12 protein-coding genes are annotated in these 15,081 nt (G+C 66.0%); 2 read left to right on the top strand and 10 right to left on the bottom strand.

Translation table 11 applies throughout. The features are described from left to right. Positions 1–88 precede the first annotated feature (88 nt). The 3 genes from WG900_RS08275 to WG900_RS08265 all read right to left on the bottom strand — a co-directional run bounded on the left by WG900_RS08275 (position 89) and on the right by WG900_RS08265 (position 1,421). Positions 89–367, bottom strand: coding sequence for a hypothetical protein (locus tag WG900_RS08275; protein WP_339966238.1), 279 nt, complete (start codon positions 365–367; stop codon positions 89–91). 91 nt (positions 368–458) lie between these two features. Next, entirely contained in the window at positions 459–1,217 is a 759-nt protein-coding gene (locus tag WG900_RS08270; protein ID WP_339966237.1) for an energy transducer TonB, read from the bottom strand. Positions 1,218–1,256: 39 nt separating this feature from the next. Further along, complete coding sequence (locus WG900_RS08265; RefSeq protein ID WP_339966235.1) at positions 1,257–1,421, bottom strand: hypothetical protein; 165 nt, start codon at positions 1,419–1,421, stop codon at positions 1,257–1,259. Between the two features lie 99 nt (positions 1,422–1,520). Here WG900_RS08265 and argJ point away from each other — a divergent pair, with 99 nt between their 5' ends. After that, positions 1,521–2,747, top strand: coding sequence for a bifunctional glutamate N-acetyltransferase/amino-acid acetyltransferase ArgJ (gene argJ, locus WG900_RS08260; protein WP_339966233.1), 1,227 nt, complete (start codon positions 1,521–1,523; stop codon positions 2,745–2,747). A gap of 32 nt (positions 2,748–2,779) precedes the next feature. Continuing rightward, on the top strand, positions 2,780–3,547 hold the full coding sequence (locus tag WG900_RS08255) for an inositol monophosphatase family protein (RefSeq protein WP_339966510.1): 768 nt from the start codon (positions 2,780–2,782) through the stop codon (positions 3,545–3,547). Positions 3,548–3,690: 143 nt separating this feature from the next. Here the strand turns inward: WG900_RS08255 and trxA are convergent, their stop codons facing one another. The 7 genes from trxA to WG900_RS08220 all read right to left on the bottom strand — a co-directional run bounded on the left by trxA (position 3,691) and on the right by WG900_RS08220 (position 15,040). Next, positions 3,691–4,011, bottom strand: a complete 321-nt coding sequence (gene trxA / locus WG900_RS08250) for a thioredoxin (RefSeq protein ID WP_339966232.1) — start codon at positions 4,009–4,011, stop codon at positions 3,691–3,693. Between the two features lie 73 nt (positions 4,012–4,084). Continuing rightward, a complete protein-coding gene (gene addA / locus WG900_RS08245) occupies positions 4,085–7,582 on the bottom strand; it encodes a double-strand break repair helicase AddA (protein WP_417597275.1) in 3,498 nt (1,165 codons plus the stop codon). Continuing rightward, on the bottom strand, positions 7,552–10,560 hold the full coding sequence (locus WG900_RS08240; RefSeq protein ID WP_339966230.1) for a PD-(D/E)XK nuclease family protein: 3,009 nt from the start codon (positions 10,558–10,560) through the stop codon (positions 7,552–7,554). The genes addA and WG900_RS08240 overlap by 31 nt, the downstream gene beginning before the upstream one ends. Continuing rightward, the gene (locus WG900_RS08235) at positions 10,550–11,275 is read right to left on the bottom strand and encodes a nucleotidyltransferase family protein (protein WP_339966229.1); all 726 of its coding nucleotides are present in this window, start codon (positions 11,273–11,275) and stop codon (positions 10,550–10,552) included. Before WG900_RS08235 ends, WG900_RS08240 begins: the two co-directional genes overlap by 11 nt. Then, positions 11,272–12,258, bottom strand: a complete 987-nt coding sequence (locus WG900_RS08230; protein WP_339966228.1) for an aminoglycoside phosphotransferase family protein — start codon at positions 12,256–12,258, stop codon at positions 11,272–11,274. The genes WG900_RS08235 and WG900_RS08230 overlap by 4 nt, the downstream gene beginning before the upstream one ends. After that, the gene (tsaE, locus tag WG900_RS08225) at positions 12,249–12,698 is read right to left on the bottom strand and encodes a tRNA (adenosine(37)-N6)-threonylcarbamoyltransferase complex ATPase subunit type 1 TsaE (protein ID WP_339966227.1); all 450 of its coding nucleotides are present in this window, start codon (positions 12,696–12,698) and stop codon (positions 12,249–12,251) included. The genes WG900_RS08230 and tsaE overlap by 10 nt, the downstream gene beginning before the upstream one ends. Then, positions 12,695–15,040: a sensor histidine kinase gene (locus tag WG900_RS08220; protein ID WP_339966225.1), complete on the bottom strand. Its 2,346-nt coding sequence runs from the start codon at positions 15,038–15,040 to the stop codon at positions 12,695–12,697. Before WG900_RS08220 ends, tsaE begins: the two co-directional genes overlap by 4 nt. Positions 15,041–15,081 lie beyond the last annotated feature (41 nt).

Raw genomic sequence — 15,081 nt, 5'->3', positions numbered from 1 at the left:
CCGTCGGGCGCGAAAATGCGATGGTATTGGAGAGGGCGTCAGGCGCAGACGCGCGCTGACTGGCATCCGTCAGAGCTGCACATCGGCGCTATTCGCGCGCGCGGTCGCTTCCGAGCTGGACTGCGGGGATATAGACCGGGCGCTTGCGCTCCGCCGCAGCGGGGGTGCAATCGCGATCTTTCCGGTCAGGCTTGGCGACAGCGGCGGCGCTGGGCGCCACTTGTGCGGTGAGCGCCTGCCGCTGGACGCGAACAGAAGAAACCGCTCCGACCTGCTCGCTCCCGACCCCGCACATGCGCGCCTGAACCGGCGCGCTTTGTGCGACGAGCCCCAGAAGGGCGAGAAAGGCGAGAATGATGCGCTTCATCGGTGGCTGCAAGATAGGACTTTGTATCGGCAAGGTCCAGCCCTGTCAGGTGGATTTGCCCCAAGGTCCATCGGGATACCCGGGAACCCGGTCAACGGCGCTTATCTACCGGGGCTATCACCGTCGTTTCGGTCATCCGCACCAGCGTGGGCACCAATTCACCGTTCGCCGCCGCGTAGCCGCGTTCGTAACGTTTGGGGCAGTCGTTCGTGCCGAGTTCGACCTGCGCGGCAATCGGCCCGGTAAGTTTTACGATACGGCAATCGCTGACCTTGCCGTCGGTTTCGACAATAACCTCGGTTACGCGCGTTCCTGCGATTGACAGTGTGTTGGTGCCGCGCCAAGTCCGCGGGGCCGGGGGGCGCGCATCGGTCCCTGTTGGCGCATTGGCGAGCGTGACCTGGTATTTCACCAGAACCCGCCGAGAAACGGGCTTGCCAGCGGAGTCCTTGAAGCTGCCGTCCATAATCTCGGCAGGGCAGGCCGAAGTTCCCGAACTCTCCACGCCATCCGTTTCTTTCACGCGGCAATTGGAAAGCGTTCCATCAGGGCCGACCACATAGCTTTGAGTTGAAGTCCCTGGCTCCGGCGGCAAGTCGAGCGGGATCATCCACCGCACATTGGTCGTATAATAGCCCGATGTCGGGTTGCCGCCCTCGTCCAGCGCCGGATTGAACCGCGCGCGCCGGACAATCAGCCTGCAAGTCGCCGCGTCGAGAACATTGGAACCGCTCGTCTCGATGACTTCGCAATCGCTGACCCGCCCGTCCGGTCCCACGATTGCGCGAAAACGGGCGACGCCAGAGATTTCATTGCGGAGCGCTGCCGAGGGGTAGTCATTGGTGGTCACCCAGGCTCCCGGATTTCCCTTTGGCGAAGGCGCCCGGACCTAGGGAGCAGGCGGCGGCGGCATTGTCAGGATCATCGGCGGCGGGCAAACGGCCAGCACATTCGGGAATTCCTTGGGAATCGGCACCCGCTTCGGCGCGGGTTTGCCCGCTACCGGTCCACTGACAATCGCTGCGCCAATTGCCGCGACCCACAGATAGCGCATTGAAATCCCCCCGAATTCCGTTCCGGCAATCTTGCTAACACACGCCGCGCCAAGGGCAATACTTGCTCAGCCTGCCAAGCATCAATAAGGGCTTGGCCCATGTCCGACGCCGTCTCCCCGCTCGCCTCGCCCTTCCCAGCCATGCCGCCGGTCGCCGGCGTCACGCTGCGCGTCGCCCGCGCCGGGTACAAGGACTGGGGACGCTGCGACCTAACCTTTGCCGAACTGGCCGAGGGCACGGCCGTGGCCGGAGTGTTCACGCGCAATGTCTGCTGTTCCAGCGAAGTCGAACTGGGCCGCGAGCAGATCAAGGCCGGACGCGCACGCGCGCTTGTGGTCAATGCCGGCAATTCCAACGCCTTCACCGGCTATCGCGGGCGCGAAGCGGTGGAGCAGATCATGGTGCAAGTTGCCGATGGCCTCGGCTGCGATGCGGGCCAGGTTTTCGTTTCTTCCACCGGCGTGATCGGCGTGCCCCTGCCCAAGGACAAGGCACGCGATGGCGTTGCGGCAGCGCTGGTGGCAGAGCCGTGCGGTTGGGAAGACGCCGCCCACACCATCGGTACGACCGACACCTTTGCCAAGGGCGCTACCGCGCAGGCCGTGGTCGATGGCCGCACGGTTACGCTCTGCGCCATCATCAAGGGCAGCGGCATGATCGCGCCTGATATGGCGACGATGCTTGGCTACATTTTCACCGATGCCGCCGTTTCGCCGGCGTTCCTGCAGGAATGCCTGTCAGCCGCGAATCGCGAGACATTCTCGTGCATCACGGTCGATAGCGACACCTCGACCAGCGACACCGTGCTCGCCTTCGCCACCGGCAAAGCGGGCAATGCACCGCTGACCGCGTTCGACAGCCCCGGCGCTGATGCCTTTGCAAGCGCACTGCAAGACGTCTGCAGGCAACTCGCACACCTCGTCGTCAAAGATGGCGAAGGTGCGCAGAAGTTCATCGCGATCAGCGTGAGCGGAGCAGTCAGCGATGCCAGCGCGCGTACGGTCGGACTCGCCATCGCCAACTCGCCGCTGGTGAAGACTGCCATCGCCGGTGAGGACGCCAACTGGGGCCGCGTTGTCATGGCCGTAGGCAAGGCGGGCGAGCCTGCCGACCGTGACAAACTCTCCATCGGCTTCGGCGGCACCTGGGCGGCACGCGATGGCCTGCCGCTCGCCGATTACGACGAGGCCCCGGTCGCGGCGCACCTCAAAGGGCGCGAAATTTCAATCGAGGTCGATCTCGGGCTTGGTGAGGGCCGCGCCACCGTGTGGACCTGCGATCTGACGCACGGCTACATCTCGATAAACGCGGACTACCGCTCTTGAGCGATGCCCTCACCCGCGAAGTTCGCCGGTTGATGGGCCTGGCGAACGAACGCGCAATCCTGCCGCGCTACCAGACGCTTTCCGCCGAGCAGATTGACGCCAAGGCGGCAGACGATGTTGTCACCATTGCCGATCACGAGGCCGAGGCGATTCTTGCCGAAGGTCTCGCGAAATTACTGCCCGAAGCGGCAATTGTCGGCGAGGAAGCCTGCCACGCCGATCCCTCGCTGATGGAGCGACTGTCCGACGACCTGTGCTGGATCATCGACCCCCTCGACGGGACCAACAATTTCGCCGCCGGTAAACCGCCGTTCGGCGTGCTGGTCGCGCTGGCTGAGCGCGGCGAGACCATTGGCGGGTGGATCTATGACTGCCTGTCGGGGCGCTTTTGCCATGCGCAGATCGGCAAGGGCGCTTACGTTGACGGGGAGCGAATTTATGCGCGGCCCAGCGGAGAAAATCCGCCAATTGCCGCGATTTCGCTGGTCTTTGCCGATCCTGACCGACGCGAGGCCCTGAAGACCGGGATCGCCCCGCATTACACCTGCGTCGACATTCCGCGCTGCGCTGCCGAGCAATGGCCGCGGCTTGCCCTCGGGATCAACGATGTCTCGATTTTCGAGCGCACCCTGGCCTGGGACCACGCCGCAGGGGTGCTGCTGCTTAACGAGTCTGGCGGCAAGGCGGCCCGGCCCGATGGCCGCGCCTACCGTGTTGAAGAGCATTTGCAGAAAGGCCTGATCGGCGCGTCCAGCCCTGCCTTGTGGGATGAACTGGCTGCGCGGATGGCGTTGATTTGACGTCGTAAAGTAACCGTCATCCCGGACCTCATCCGGGACCGATGGCCTCATCGAAGAAAGGTTGCATCCAGTCCAGCGGTCCCGGAACAAGTCCGGGACGAAGAGGAGGAGAAGCCCCGGGTCAACCCCGGGACGACACCAAATCAGATAACGCTTTCGATCCAGCTCTTGATCTGGCTCTTCGGCGCGGCGCCCAGCTTGTGCGCGACGACTTCGCCGTTCTTGATCAGCACCATCAGCGGGATCGACTGCACGCCGAACTTCGCGGCGACATCGGTGTTCTCCATGATGTCGACCTTGGCGATGGTCAGTTCGCCGGCCATTTCCTCGGAGATTTCCTCAAGGCTCGGGCCGATCATCTTGCACGGACCGCACCAGTCCGCCCAGAAATCGACGAGCACCGGCTTGTCGGACTTGAGCACATCGGCTTCGAAGCTGGCGTCGGTAACGGCGATAGTCGGCATGGAATGTCTCCTGAAATGTTGCAGCCAATTTAGGCACTCGGCGGGCGGACGCAACTCCCGGCCAGCGAAAGGTTTACTCGGGCGCGGACAAGCCGGGCTTGAACCGCGCCAGAAGGTCGGCCGGAATTTCAATCAGCGCCGGAACCGACGTGTAAAGGACCGCCGCGTTAATCTGCCGGCCCGGATAGGCGACTTCGAGCGCAGCGGCATAGGCGGCCATCTGCCGGATTACGGATTGCGGCACACCACCAAGGTCCTGCGGCGGGCGCCGGGCAGTCTTGAAATCGACCAGCCGGATGCGGCCGGGTTCAACCAGCAGCCGGTCGATCGTGCCGGCAACCACCTGATCACCGACCAGCGCGGCAATCGGCACTTCGGCCAGTGCCTCAGGCCCGAACAGGTCGGCCCAGGCCGCCTCACCTAGAACACGGATGGCGGCATCGACCATTTCGCCGCGCAAGTTCTCCGCCAGATCGGCAGCATTGCGCGCCAGCCAGGCCATGGCCCCCGACGAACGATCCGCCGGGGCAAGTTCGGGCAGCCGTTCGAGCAGGCGGTGAATCAGCACCCCGCGCCGCGCGGCTTCCACCCCCGTGCCCGGAGGCCACGGCGGATCGGAGGCCCGCTCCTCACCCAGCGCACTTGGCGCGAGCGGGCGCGGCGGGCGAGGCTCTTCGGCAATTGCGCGTTCGGCCCACGGCGGATTGAGCGCGAGCGGCTGCATAACCGCGACGTCGCCAGAACCGAACGGCATCGGCGGTAGCGAGCCATATTCAAGGCGGCGGCCCCACAACGGATCGTCGAGCGCGCGCTCGTCCCCCATGACTTCGGCCAACCGCGCGTACCAGCTATCTGGGGCGAGCTCCTTTTCGTTGCTCGCCAGCGCGCCGGTAACAAACAGCGCTTCCTCGGCGCGGGTCATTGCCACATAGAGCAGCCGCCAGTGCTCTTCGCGCTCCTCGGCCTTGACGCGGGCTTCCTCGTTTTCAAGCCGGCCGCGCTTCTCTTCGGCGCGCAGCCCCGGCAGCGGGATGCGCCGCGCCTTGTCCAGCGGATCGCTCAGTTCGAGCGGCGATGCCAGCGAGCGGTCGGGATTGTCGGCCGCATCGGCGAGGATGACGATTGGCGCCTGCAGACCTTTCGATCCGTGGACCGTCATCACCCGCACCAACCCGCCGCTGCCCTCGGCCTCGCGCTTCAGTTCACCGTCGCCGGCATCGAACCAGTGGAGGAGCCCGACGAGGCTGGGCACATCGGTCATCGCATAGGCGTGGGCGGCGTTGACCAGTTCGTCGATCGGATCGTTGGCCTCGCTACCCAGCCGCGCAACCAGCTTTTCGCGCCCGCGCCACGGGCCGACCAGCAACCAATGCAGCAACGCTTGCGGGGTCTCGTAGTCGGCGAGGCGCAGCAGATCGAGCAATTGCTCCATCGCCGCCAGCACGACGGGTTCACGCGATTGGCGCAGGTGCGCCCATAGCCGCACCCGTTCACCGCGATAGCCATGTTCAAGCAGCTGTTCCTGGCTCCAGCCCACCAGCGGCGAAACCAGCAGTGCGGCCAGATTGAGGTCGTCGAGCGGCTGCACGGCAAAGCGCAACGCGGCGACCAGATCCTTCACCGCCAGCGGGGCGCCAAGCCGCAAACGGTCGACACCCGCCACCGGCACGCCCGCCGCATGGAGCCGCGCGACGATTAGGCCAGCAAGGTCCTTGCGCTTGCGCACCAGCACCATGATGTCGCCCGCCTTGGCCAGCCGGTGCTGTCCCTTTTTCAGCGGGAAGGAACTGCCACCGTGCAGCCATGCTTTGACCTGCTTGGCGATCTTCTCAGCCAATTGCCGATCCGGCTTGGCGATCCAGCCTTCCTCACCTTCATCGCCGTCACCGCTGTCCGCGCTTTCGCCGTCGGTCAGGCCCACCGGCTGCCACAGAGTGACAAGACCTTCGCGCTCCTCCCCGACGTGGCGTTCGGGCAGTTCCTGCAGGCCGAACCGGTCCGGTCCGATCTGATCAATCGCACGATCGACGAATTCAAGGATCGGCCGCGCCGTGCGAAACGACTGGCCAAGACCGAGGTCCCGGAACCCGCGTACCGACTGCGAACTGCGCAGCTTGATGACGTTGTCCGCCACATCTTCCAGATAACCGCGCACACGTTCCTTGGCGCGCTGGAAGTTCTCCGGGCTGGTGCCCTGAAAGCGGAAGATCGCCTGTTTGTAATCGCCCACGACGAACAGGGTGCGCAGCTTCTCACCGTGCTGCCCCTCGCCCGAGAAGAAATCCCCGGTCAGCGCGTTGATGATCTCCCACTGCGCGGCATTGGTATCCTGCGCCTCGTCGATCAACACGTGATCGAATTGCCGGTCGAGCTTGTAGCGGATCCAGTCAGCCACATCGCGGCGATTGAGCAATTCGGCGGCCTGCCGGATCTGGTCGTCGAAATCGATCAGGCCTTCGCGCTTCTTCGCCTCATCCCAGGCATGGGCAAACGCGCGGCCCAGCGTGAGTGCGGGGACGATGTAGTCGGCTGCAGCGAGCAGTCCGCGCATGTCCCGCACGCGCAGCATGGCTTCGAGCACGCGCCCTGCCGCATCGCCGAAGTGCGTCTCAAACTTTTCGAGCGAAGGGACGTCCTTGATCGTGTCTTTCTGCGTGAACAGCACGGCGAAAAGCTGGGCAAAGCTCTCAAGCCGGTCAGCCGGATCGCCAGCGAGCCATGCGGCTATGACTTCGCGGCCGGCCATGCCCTTTTTGCCGTTCCATTGTCGGTATGCGGACAGGCACAATTCCAGCGCATCGCATTCGAATTCGGCGTCGCTGCACAGTTCGATCAGACTGTGCTCGCCCGCATCCTCCGGCAACCCCAACAGCCGCATAACGCGCGGTCGCAGGTCGCCGAGTTCCCACGAACCGGGGCCAAACCACGCCGAATGGGCCGAGGCGCAGCGCAGGAGGAACTGCTCCACCTCGCCGCTATCCTTCATCCGCACCGCCAGCGTGGAAAGCGCCGCCATGAAGGCATGATCACCGCGCGCTTCGGCCTCGACCAGCAAGTTGCCAAGCACGTCGCGCAGCAGCAGGATGCGGTCGCGGTCCTCCATCGGGCGCGTACCGGGGGACAGCCCCGCCTCTTCCGGGAAACCCGCGAGCAGCCACTGCGAAAAGGCGTGGATCGTATCGATCCGCAGCCCGCCGCCCGGGCAATCGAGCACCGAGGCGAAGAGGGTTCGGGCACGGTCACGCGATTCCGGATCGACCGGCGCGCCGATGTTTTCCATCTCGCGGTAGAGCTGCGTGTCGGGCATGCGCACCCAGTTCGCCAGCACCTCGTTCACGCGCACGGCCATTTCGGCGGCGCCTGCCTTGGTGAAAGTCAGGCACAGCAATTGCGACGGGCTGACCCCGGGCTGCAGCAGCAGGCGCAGCACGCGGGCGGACAGCACCTGCGTCTTGCCGGTGCCGGCCGAGGCCGAGAGCCAGACCGTATCCGCCGGATCGACCGCCAGCCGCTGGTTGCCTTCAAGCGGGAAGACCTTGCTCACTGGTCTTCTCCTTCGCGGCCCTGCCACTCATCGAGCCGCATCAGCTGGTCGTAATCGGCATAGCCCGGATAGGCCGGGTTGAGCCGCGCGGTGAAGGCATCGCTGCCCTTGATCCAGCGGTCGATTGCATCGCCAAGGAAGCGTTCGGTTTCCGAGAGAAACTCGCCGCGCGGAATGCCCGACTTTTTCGCGCCTTCAAGGATCGGCTCGCTGAGTTCGCCAAACCCGGTCGCACTCTTGCTGTTCTTCCGCAGCGACCAGTATTCAAAACGGGTCGGCTCGCCCGCAACCCCGGCAAAGGCGCCATCGCGCGCCATCAGTCCGATCAGGCCAAGCTGCAGCGCAAACCCTTCCTGCACTCGGCGCGCGGTTGGCGGCCCGCCGGTCTTGTAATCGACAACCGCCAGAGTGCCGTCCGCCAGCGCATCGATCCGGTCGGCGCGGCCCTTGATCGTCACGCCCTTGAAGGTGATGCTGCCCTTGATCTCGCTGGCGAGGACGCGCCGGCCCTGCCCGTCCTGCGCGGCGATCTGTTCCTCGATCCATTGCAACCCGGCGATCAGGCGCGGCCACCACAGGCCTCGCACCAGCGGGTGCGCGCTCATCTTGTCGAGCTCGTCGCTGGCGATGGCGCCCAGCGAACCGCCTTCCTTGTGCCAGCGTTCGAGGATCTGGTGCACCGCTGTGCCCTTCCACGCCGCGGTGGGCTCGGCATCAAGCGCGTCGAGCGCGCGCAGGCGCAGGATATCGCAGGCGTAGAACTGGTAAGGATCGCCGCGCAGCCGGTCGAGGCCGGTCACGGCAATCGGCACGTCGCGCTGTTCGGGCGAGGGCATCGGCTGCGGCCGGGGATGCGCCGCCTTGCGTGCCGGCTCGTTCAGCCGCCGCGCGAGCGCCGGGGTCTCACGGTCGAGATGGCGGTCGAGCAAATCTGCGCCAAGCATGGCGCGCACGCGCAGCACGAAGCGCGAGGGGATCGCCGGGCCAGACGTATCGCGCCGCGCATAGCTCAGCACCACCTCGGGCGCACCCAGCGCGGCGGCAAGGTCATGCGCGGCAAGGCCGATACGGAAATCCGCCCCCGGCACGCCGAGCGCGCGCAGCACCGGCGCGGCGAGCAGGGCATCGGGCGACGGCGCTGCCGGCCAGGTGCCCTCGGTCAGCCCGCCGCAGATCACCATGTCGGCGCGGCTCATCCGCGCCTCGATCAAGCCATAGATGGCAACGCGCGGATGGCCGCCCCACGGCTTGCGCACGGCAACGCGCTCCATCGCATCGCGCAAAGCGACGGCGAGCCCGTCGCGCTCGATCCGCGTTCCGGCAGCGCGGGCCGCATCGCGCAGGTCCTCGACAAAGCTGGAGAGCGAACGACCATCCGCTTCGCCCCAGATGCGCCCGCCGCTGATCGCCTCGCCCGCCGCGATCAGCGCGTCGAGCGCGGCGGCGAGCGGCATGTCTTCGCCATCGCCGAGTAGCGGTGTGAGCAGATCTTCGACCACGCCCCACCAATCCGCAAACCCGCGCACATGCTTGTCGCGTTCCTCGGCCAGAGCGCGAAGCGGTGCCAATCCCGGCCCGGGTCGCGGACCGCGCAGCGCCAGATCGAGCGCTCGAACGTGGTCCAGCCAGTCAGGGCGTCCGAACGTCTCACCCGAATAGGGGTGACCAAGCAGCGCCAGCAGCGGCACCGGCGCGGCATTGCTGGCGGCAACTTCGGCGAGCAGCAGCAGCAATCGGCCCGCCGGGGTCAGCGGCAAAGGCTCGCCTGCTGTATCGTCGGCCTCGACATTCCAGCGGCGGAGGTGCGAGATCACGCGCGCGGCCAGCGCACGGTCAGGCGTGATCAGCGCGACACGCTTCCCAGGCACTTCCAGCGCCTCGCGGATCTTGAGCGCGATGGCCTGCGCCTCATGCCCCGGATGGTCGCTGACCATCAGAGTCACTCCGGTGAGACGCCGCTGTTCTGCGGCCAGAGCGACCCAACGCGCGCTGGCGGCGGGCGGCAGGAACAGGTTGGAGATTGCCTTGCTGCGTTCCGGCGGGGCAGCGGCCATGCCGGCGCGGTGCCACGGCTGCACTTCGCCGCGCTGCACGCCCATGCGGTTGAGCAGCAGCTTGAGATGGTATTGAGGATGGGTGACCGCATCTTCGCGTGCAAAGGGCGGATCGTCAGGGCTTTCGCCCACCCCCGCCCGGCCCAGCGCCGCCCAGGTCTCGGCATCGAGGCTGAGATCGAGATCGGGCAGGATCACCGCTCCGCGCGGCAATTCACTGACCACCCGCAGCAGGCGGGCCAGAGAAGGCGAGGCGCTGGTCACGCCTGCCGCAACGATTGGTGTGGCCGGAGCCTGCGCCGCCCATTTCGCCGCCGCCCGATCAAACAGGCGATTGCGCCTCGCCGGGGCATCGACCAATCCTGCGCTTTCCAGTTCCGACAGCCAGCGCAATTGCACGCGCGCGAAAGTCAGCGTCGAACGTTTCCAGTGTTCCGCAAGCTCACCAACAACGTCGACGACACGCGGTTCGAGCAGTTCCTCGGGACGAATGCCTTCGACCAGCAGGCGGTCCATCGTGCGGCCCAGATCAAAGGCCTGCCGCAGCAGCGCGGGGCCTTTGGGGGCGCGGTCGCCCAGTTCCTCGGCGAGCAGGACCGCCAACCGCAGCCAGCGCTGTGTCGGTTCGACCGCCGGGGGGATGTCATTGCCCGCGCCGAGCGGATCGAGCAGCGGCCCGAGGGTTTCGTCGATGTCGAGATCGCCCACCGCCGCCATGCGCGGCAGCAGCAGCCCGCGCAATTCGCGGGTCCCTGAAAGCCGCACGAAAGCCTCGGTTACGGTCCTGATCGCGCGCTGGCTGGGGAGCAGAAGAGTCAGCCGCGCCAGGCCAAGCTGGTCATCACCGTAACGCGGCAGCAGTCCAGCTACCAGTGCATCGGCAAAACCCCGGTGCGCGGCAATCGAATAGACCTGCGGTCCTTTTTCCGTGGTTTCGCGCTCAGCCGGCATAGCCGAGCGCTGCCTCCGTCATGTCGATCGCCTCGGGATAACCGACATCGAACCACTGGCCTTCGTGGACCAGTCCGTGACAGCGCTCGGCGGTAATCGCGCGGTCCCAGAACAGGTTGGTCGAAAAGACGTCCTCGGGCGCGTCGGCGATCAGGTGCTTCGACAGCATCTGGATCCCTGTCCAGACATAGGGCCGCGCCCGTTTTCCGCCTTCGCGGGTCAGGCGGCCGTCGTCCTCAAGGTCGAAATCGCCTTGCCCCTGCGTATTGCCCGCTCGCTCGAACGGAACGACGAGCATCAGCACGTCCATCCTGTCGCCGTCCCAGGCTGCCGCGAGCCGGCGAAAGGCATTCTCGCCTTCGTCAGTCCACCAGTTGTCGGCATTGACGCAGATGAACGGATCGCCGGCGATCAGCGGCTTGGCGCGCACCAGCCCGCCGCCGGTATCGAGCAGCAGGTCGCGCTCGTTCGAGATGGTCACGGCGAAATCCTGCGCATGATCCGCCAGATGCGCCTCTATCTGGTCGGGGAAGTAATGCACGTTGACGACGATCCGCCCCACCCCGGCATTCCGCAAATGGACCAGCACATGATCGAGCAGGGTCGTACCGGCGACGCGGACCAGCGGCTTGGGCCGGTCCTTGGTCAACGGCATCATGCGGGTGCCCTTGCCCGCGGCCATGACCATCGCGGTTTCGGGCATCTTGAATGTCATGCCTGCCAGTCGCCGCCCTGCGCCTCGCGGAGTTCGGCGGGGATATTGGCATCGAACCAGCGCGCCACCGGGGCAAGCGCCGGATGGGCAAGGTCACGCTCCATCTGCGCCCAGACACGCGGAATCATCGAGAGGTAGCGCGGCTTGCCGTCACGCTTCCAAAGCCGCACGAAAATCCCCACAATCTTGGCGTTCCGCTGCGCCCCGAGCATCGCGTAATCGGCGAGGAAAGCGGCGCGGTTCCCCGCATAGCCTTCAAGGTAACGATCCAGCATTTTCGCTTCGAGTTCAAGGCTGACATCGCGCCGCGCATCCTGCAGCAATGACACCAGATCGTAAGCCGCATGACCAATCAACGCGTCCTGAAAATCGAGCAGGCCCTGCTTGTCGAGGCTGCTGAGCAGCATGATGTTTTCGGCGTGGTAATCGCGCAAGACCGTCACGCCCGGGCGCTGGTTGGGCATCAGCGCGGCGAAAGCCTCCTGCCAGGCCGCCGCCCAGCCGCGGCTGTCCACGTAAAGCGCGCGCGCAGGCACGTACCAATCGATGAACAGCTGCGCCTCGCGCTGGTATTCAGTCAGGCTGTAACTGACGAACGGCCCGGGCGGCAGGCGGTGCAGCGCCGTCAGCGCATCGACCGCACCGGCATAGACTTCTTCCTCGTCCGCCGGCCAATCATCAAGGTAATCGCGCATTCGCGTCTCGCCGAAGTCTTCCAGCAGGACGAGGCCGCGATCCGGTTCGGCATGAAGGATACGCGGCGCGCGCATGCCGTTTTCGTCCAACCAGCGCGCGGCGCGCAGGAACGGACCCGGATCCTCGTTCGGCGGCGGCGCATCCATCAGCATCGCCGTCTTCTCGCCCATGCGGAGACGGAAATAGCGGCGGAACGAGGCGTCGCCCGGCAGCGGTTCGATCACCGCGTTCGGCCAGCCGGCATCGGCGAGAAAGCCATCAAGGCCTTCGGGCAGGGTCACTTCCATGGCTCACGCCCTAGCCAATCGGACCCGGCACTTACAATGGCAATCCGCCCCGTTTCCGCAGTTTCCAGCGTAATTTCAAGGCAGGCCGGCTCGGATGCGAATCCACCGGCGTGATCGGGCCATTCCGCTATCAACGCGGCGCCCTCTCGGTAATCGTCAAGACCCAGCTCTTCCGCTTCGCGCGGATGCTCCAGCCGGTAGAAATCGGCGTGAACCAGCGGCAGGCGCACGGCGGGCGGATCATAGGTTTCGATGATCGCAAAGCTGGGGCTTGGCACCTCGCCTTCGTGACCCAGCCCGGCGATGATCCCGCGGGCCAGCGTGGTCTTCCCCGCGCCCAGCCCACCGGACAGCGCAACCACGTCCCCGGCGCGCAAGACCCTGGCAATGGCGCGGCCAAAGCGGTCCATCGCGGCGAGGTCCGGCAGGTCGATCGTCACGGCAGTTCGATGAGCGCGGCGGTGCCCTGCCCCGGCTCCGACACCAGTTCGAGGCTGCCGCCGTGCGCGCTGATCAGCTGGCGGGCGAGCGGCAAGCCGAGCCCTTGCCGGCGTTCCAGCGCCGTCCCCACCGCGCCGACCTTCACCCCGCCAATCGCGCGGGCAAGCGCGGCGGGGTCCATGCCCGGGCCATTGTCCGAAATGACGATCCGCGCGCGCCCGTTCTTGAGCCGCGCCAGTTCAATGAGGATGCGTCCGCCGCGCGGCGTTGCGGCAATCGCGTTGTCGATGAGGTGCCCGATCGCCCGGCCAAGCCGCCGGCGGTCTGCCGTGACCCGTCCGGCACCCTTGTCACCGCGCAGGTCAAGCTGCAGATCAGACTGCTTGAAGCGATCGCGCCGCTCTTCCACCACGGCGGTGATGAAGGGCAGCAGCTCCAGTTCCTCCATCGCCAACGGGAGCAACCCCGCCTCGCTTTGCGACAGATCGAGGACCGATTCGATCTGCTCGCCCAGACGCGCCACCGAGGTCAGGATATCGCCGACATATTCGCGGCCCTGGTCGTTAAGATCGCCGCCAATGCCCGCCTGCAGCAGTTCGGCAAAGCCACCGATAGCGTTCAGCGGATTGCGGAATTCATAGGACATCGAGGCGAGGAAGCGGGTCTTGACCTCATCCGCCTCAAGCAGTGCGGCATTGCGTTCGCGCAGCGCCGTTTCCGCCTTCTGGCTGTCGGTAATGTCGAGCACCGTCAGCAGCCCGTTGCCATCTGGCAGCGGCACCCCGGCGAACTCGAGCGTCCGCCCATCGGCCAGACTCACCCGCCCGCCAGTCTGCTTGCGATCCAGCGTGGCGGCACGAACGACCTCGCCCACGGCCTTGGCCTGCGCCGGCCGCTTGAGCCGCGCGCCGATGCGTTCGAGCAGGGTGTCGATCTTCGGGTGAGTATCGAGGAAATCGCTGTCGAGCCCCCAGTCCGCGGCAAAGCGCCGGTTCCACTGTTGCATCCGGCCATCGGGGGCGAAGACCGAGACCGATTCGAACAGGCTGTCGAAGGTCGCCGTGCGGGTGCGCAGCAGTGTATCTCGCGCGGAGGACAACTGGAGCTGTTCGGTGCGATCCTCGACAATCAGCAGCAGGCCGCCATCGGGCATCGGGTGCGCAACGACGCGCAAATGCGTGCCATCGCCGAGCGGCCACGCCTCTTCCTGCGCCTCGCCCTTGTGGAACCAGCCGGCCTTTTCCTTGCGCCAAGCTGGAAAATCGCGCGCCTCAGGTACGCGGCCAGCGTCGTGCGCCAGATCAAGCAGGCGTTCAAACGGCGGCGGATCAAGCATGGCGGCGGGCTTGAGCGCGAAAATGCGCTGGAACGGCTGGTTGGCGAAGGACAGGTTATGCTTTGCATCAAACTGCGCGACCCCGGCGGACAACTGGTCAAGCAGCGAGCGCTGCGCCTTGCGGAAGGCATCGAACGAGCGTGACAGCTCCTCCATATCTTCGACGTCGACCGCGTATCCGGCCACACCGTCATCGCCCAGCGGCAAGTCGGTGACCTTGAGTGTGCGGCGTTGCCCGCCGATGGTCGCCGCAACCATGCGTTCGATCGACCGCTTGCGCGACAGCGCCTGCAGCGCGACTTTCGAGGCGCTGACTCCGTCGACCGCTTCGACCAGTTCGGTCCCGGCATCGGCCACTTCGACCGCATCCTCGCCGCCCACGGCGGTCACATAGGCCTGGTTGACGAGCCGTAATTTGCCATCGCTGGACCGGAACCACATCGGCATCGGCGCGGCTTCGATCAGGCCGACCAGCGCGGCAAAATCTTCACGTGCGCGGGCGGCATCAGCACGCAGTTGCACAAGCTCGCTCTCGCTGTCGGAAAAGTCGAAGATCCACACCAACGCCGCACCACCGGGGGAGACCTGCGGATCCGCGAGCACACCGCGCAAGGCGAGACTGCGGCGCGATCCCACCGGAGTGGCGACCATGTGGAACGGCGCGCCGGTCTTCTGTGTGCGCAAAACCGCTTCGTTCAGCGCGGCCAGTTGTTCGGGCGGCAGGCCCCGGCCCTCTTCGGACAGCTCGGTAAGGAACTGCGGCACGCCATCGAGCCCCAGCCAGCCGGCCAGCTTGGGCGCCGCCTCGATCTTGCCGTCAGTCCTTACCAGCAACGGCAAGGCCGGCGATTCCTCGACCATCCGCGCCATGCGCCGGGCAGCGCGCTGGCTAGCCTCAGCCCGCTTGAGCCGCCGCCGCGCGGCAAGAAACGCCCACGCTGCCAGCGCGGTCCAAGCCGCGAGCAACAGGCCGATCAGAACAAGCGCGGTCTGGTTGAACACCATGCTGCTTCGCTATGCGGGCGACGGGCGGATGGCAAGGCAGG

This window comes from Novosphingobium aquae (assembly GCF_037572715.1).
Lineage (GTDB): Bacteria > Pseudomonadota > Alphaproteobacteria > Sphingomonadales > Sphingomonadaceae > Novosphingobium > Novosphingobium aquae.
The sequence above is the reverse complement of the archived record's forward strand: the minus strand, read 5'-3'. Positions and strand labels throughout refer to the sequence as shown.

Bases quoted from the DNA above. Each gene is read 5' to 3' on its own strand.
- WG900_RS08275 (WP_339966238.1), bottom strand. From the start codon at position 367: ATGAAGCGCATCATTCTCGCCTTTCTCGCCCTTCTGGGGCTCGTCGCA.
- WG900_RS08265 (WP_339966235.1), bottom strand. From the start codon at position 1,421: ATGCGCTATCTGTGGGTCGCGGCAATTGGCGCAGCGATTGTCAGTGGA.
- argJ (WP_339966233.1), top strand. From the start codon at position 1,521: ATGTCCGACGCCGTCTCCCCGCTCGCCTCGCCCTTCCCAGCCATGCCG.
- WG900_RS08255 (WP_339966510.1), top strand. From the start codon at position 2,780: ATGGGCCTGGCGAACGAACGCGCAATCCTGCCGCGCTACCAGACGCTT.
- trxA (WP_339966232.1), bottom strand. From the start codon at position 4,011: ATGCCGACTATCGCCGTTACCGACGCCAGCTTCGAAGCCGATGTGCTC.
- WG900_RS08240 (WP_339966230.1), bottom strand. From the start codon at position 10,560: ATGCCGGCTGAGCGCGAAACCACGGAAAAAGGACCGCAGGTCTATTCG.
- WG900_RS08235 (WP_339966229.1), bottom strand. From the start codon at position 11,275: ATGACATTCAAGATGCCCGAAACCGCGATGGTCATGGCCGCGGGCAAG.
- WG900_RS08230 (WP_339966228.1), bottom strand. From the start codon at position 12,258: ATGGAAGTGACCCTGCCCGAAGGCCTTGATGGCTTTCTCGCCGATGCC.
- WG900_RS08220 (WP_339966225.1), bottom strand. From the start codon at position 15,040: ATGGTGTTCAACCAGACCGCGCTTGTTCTGATCGGCCTGTTGCTCGCG.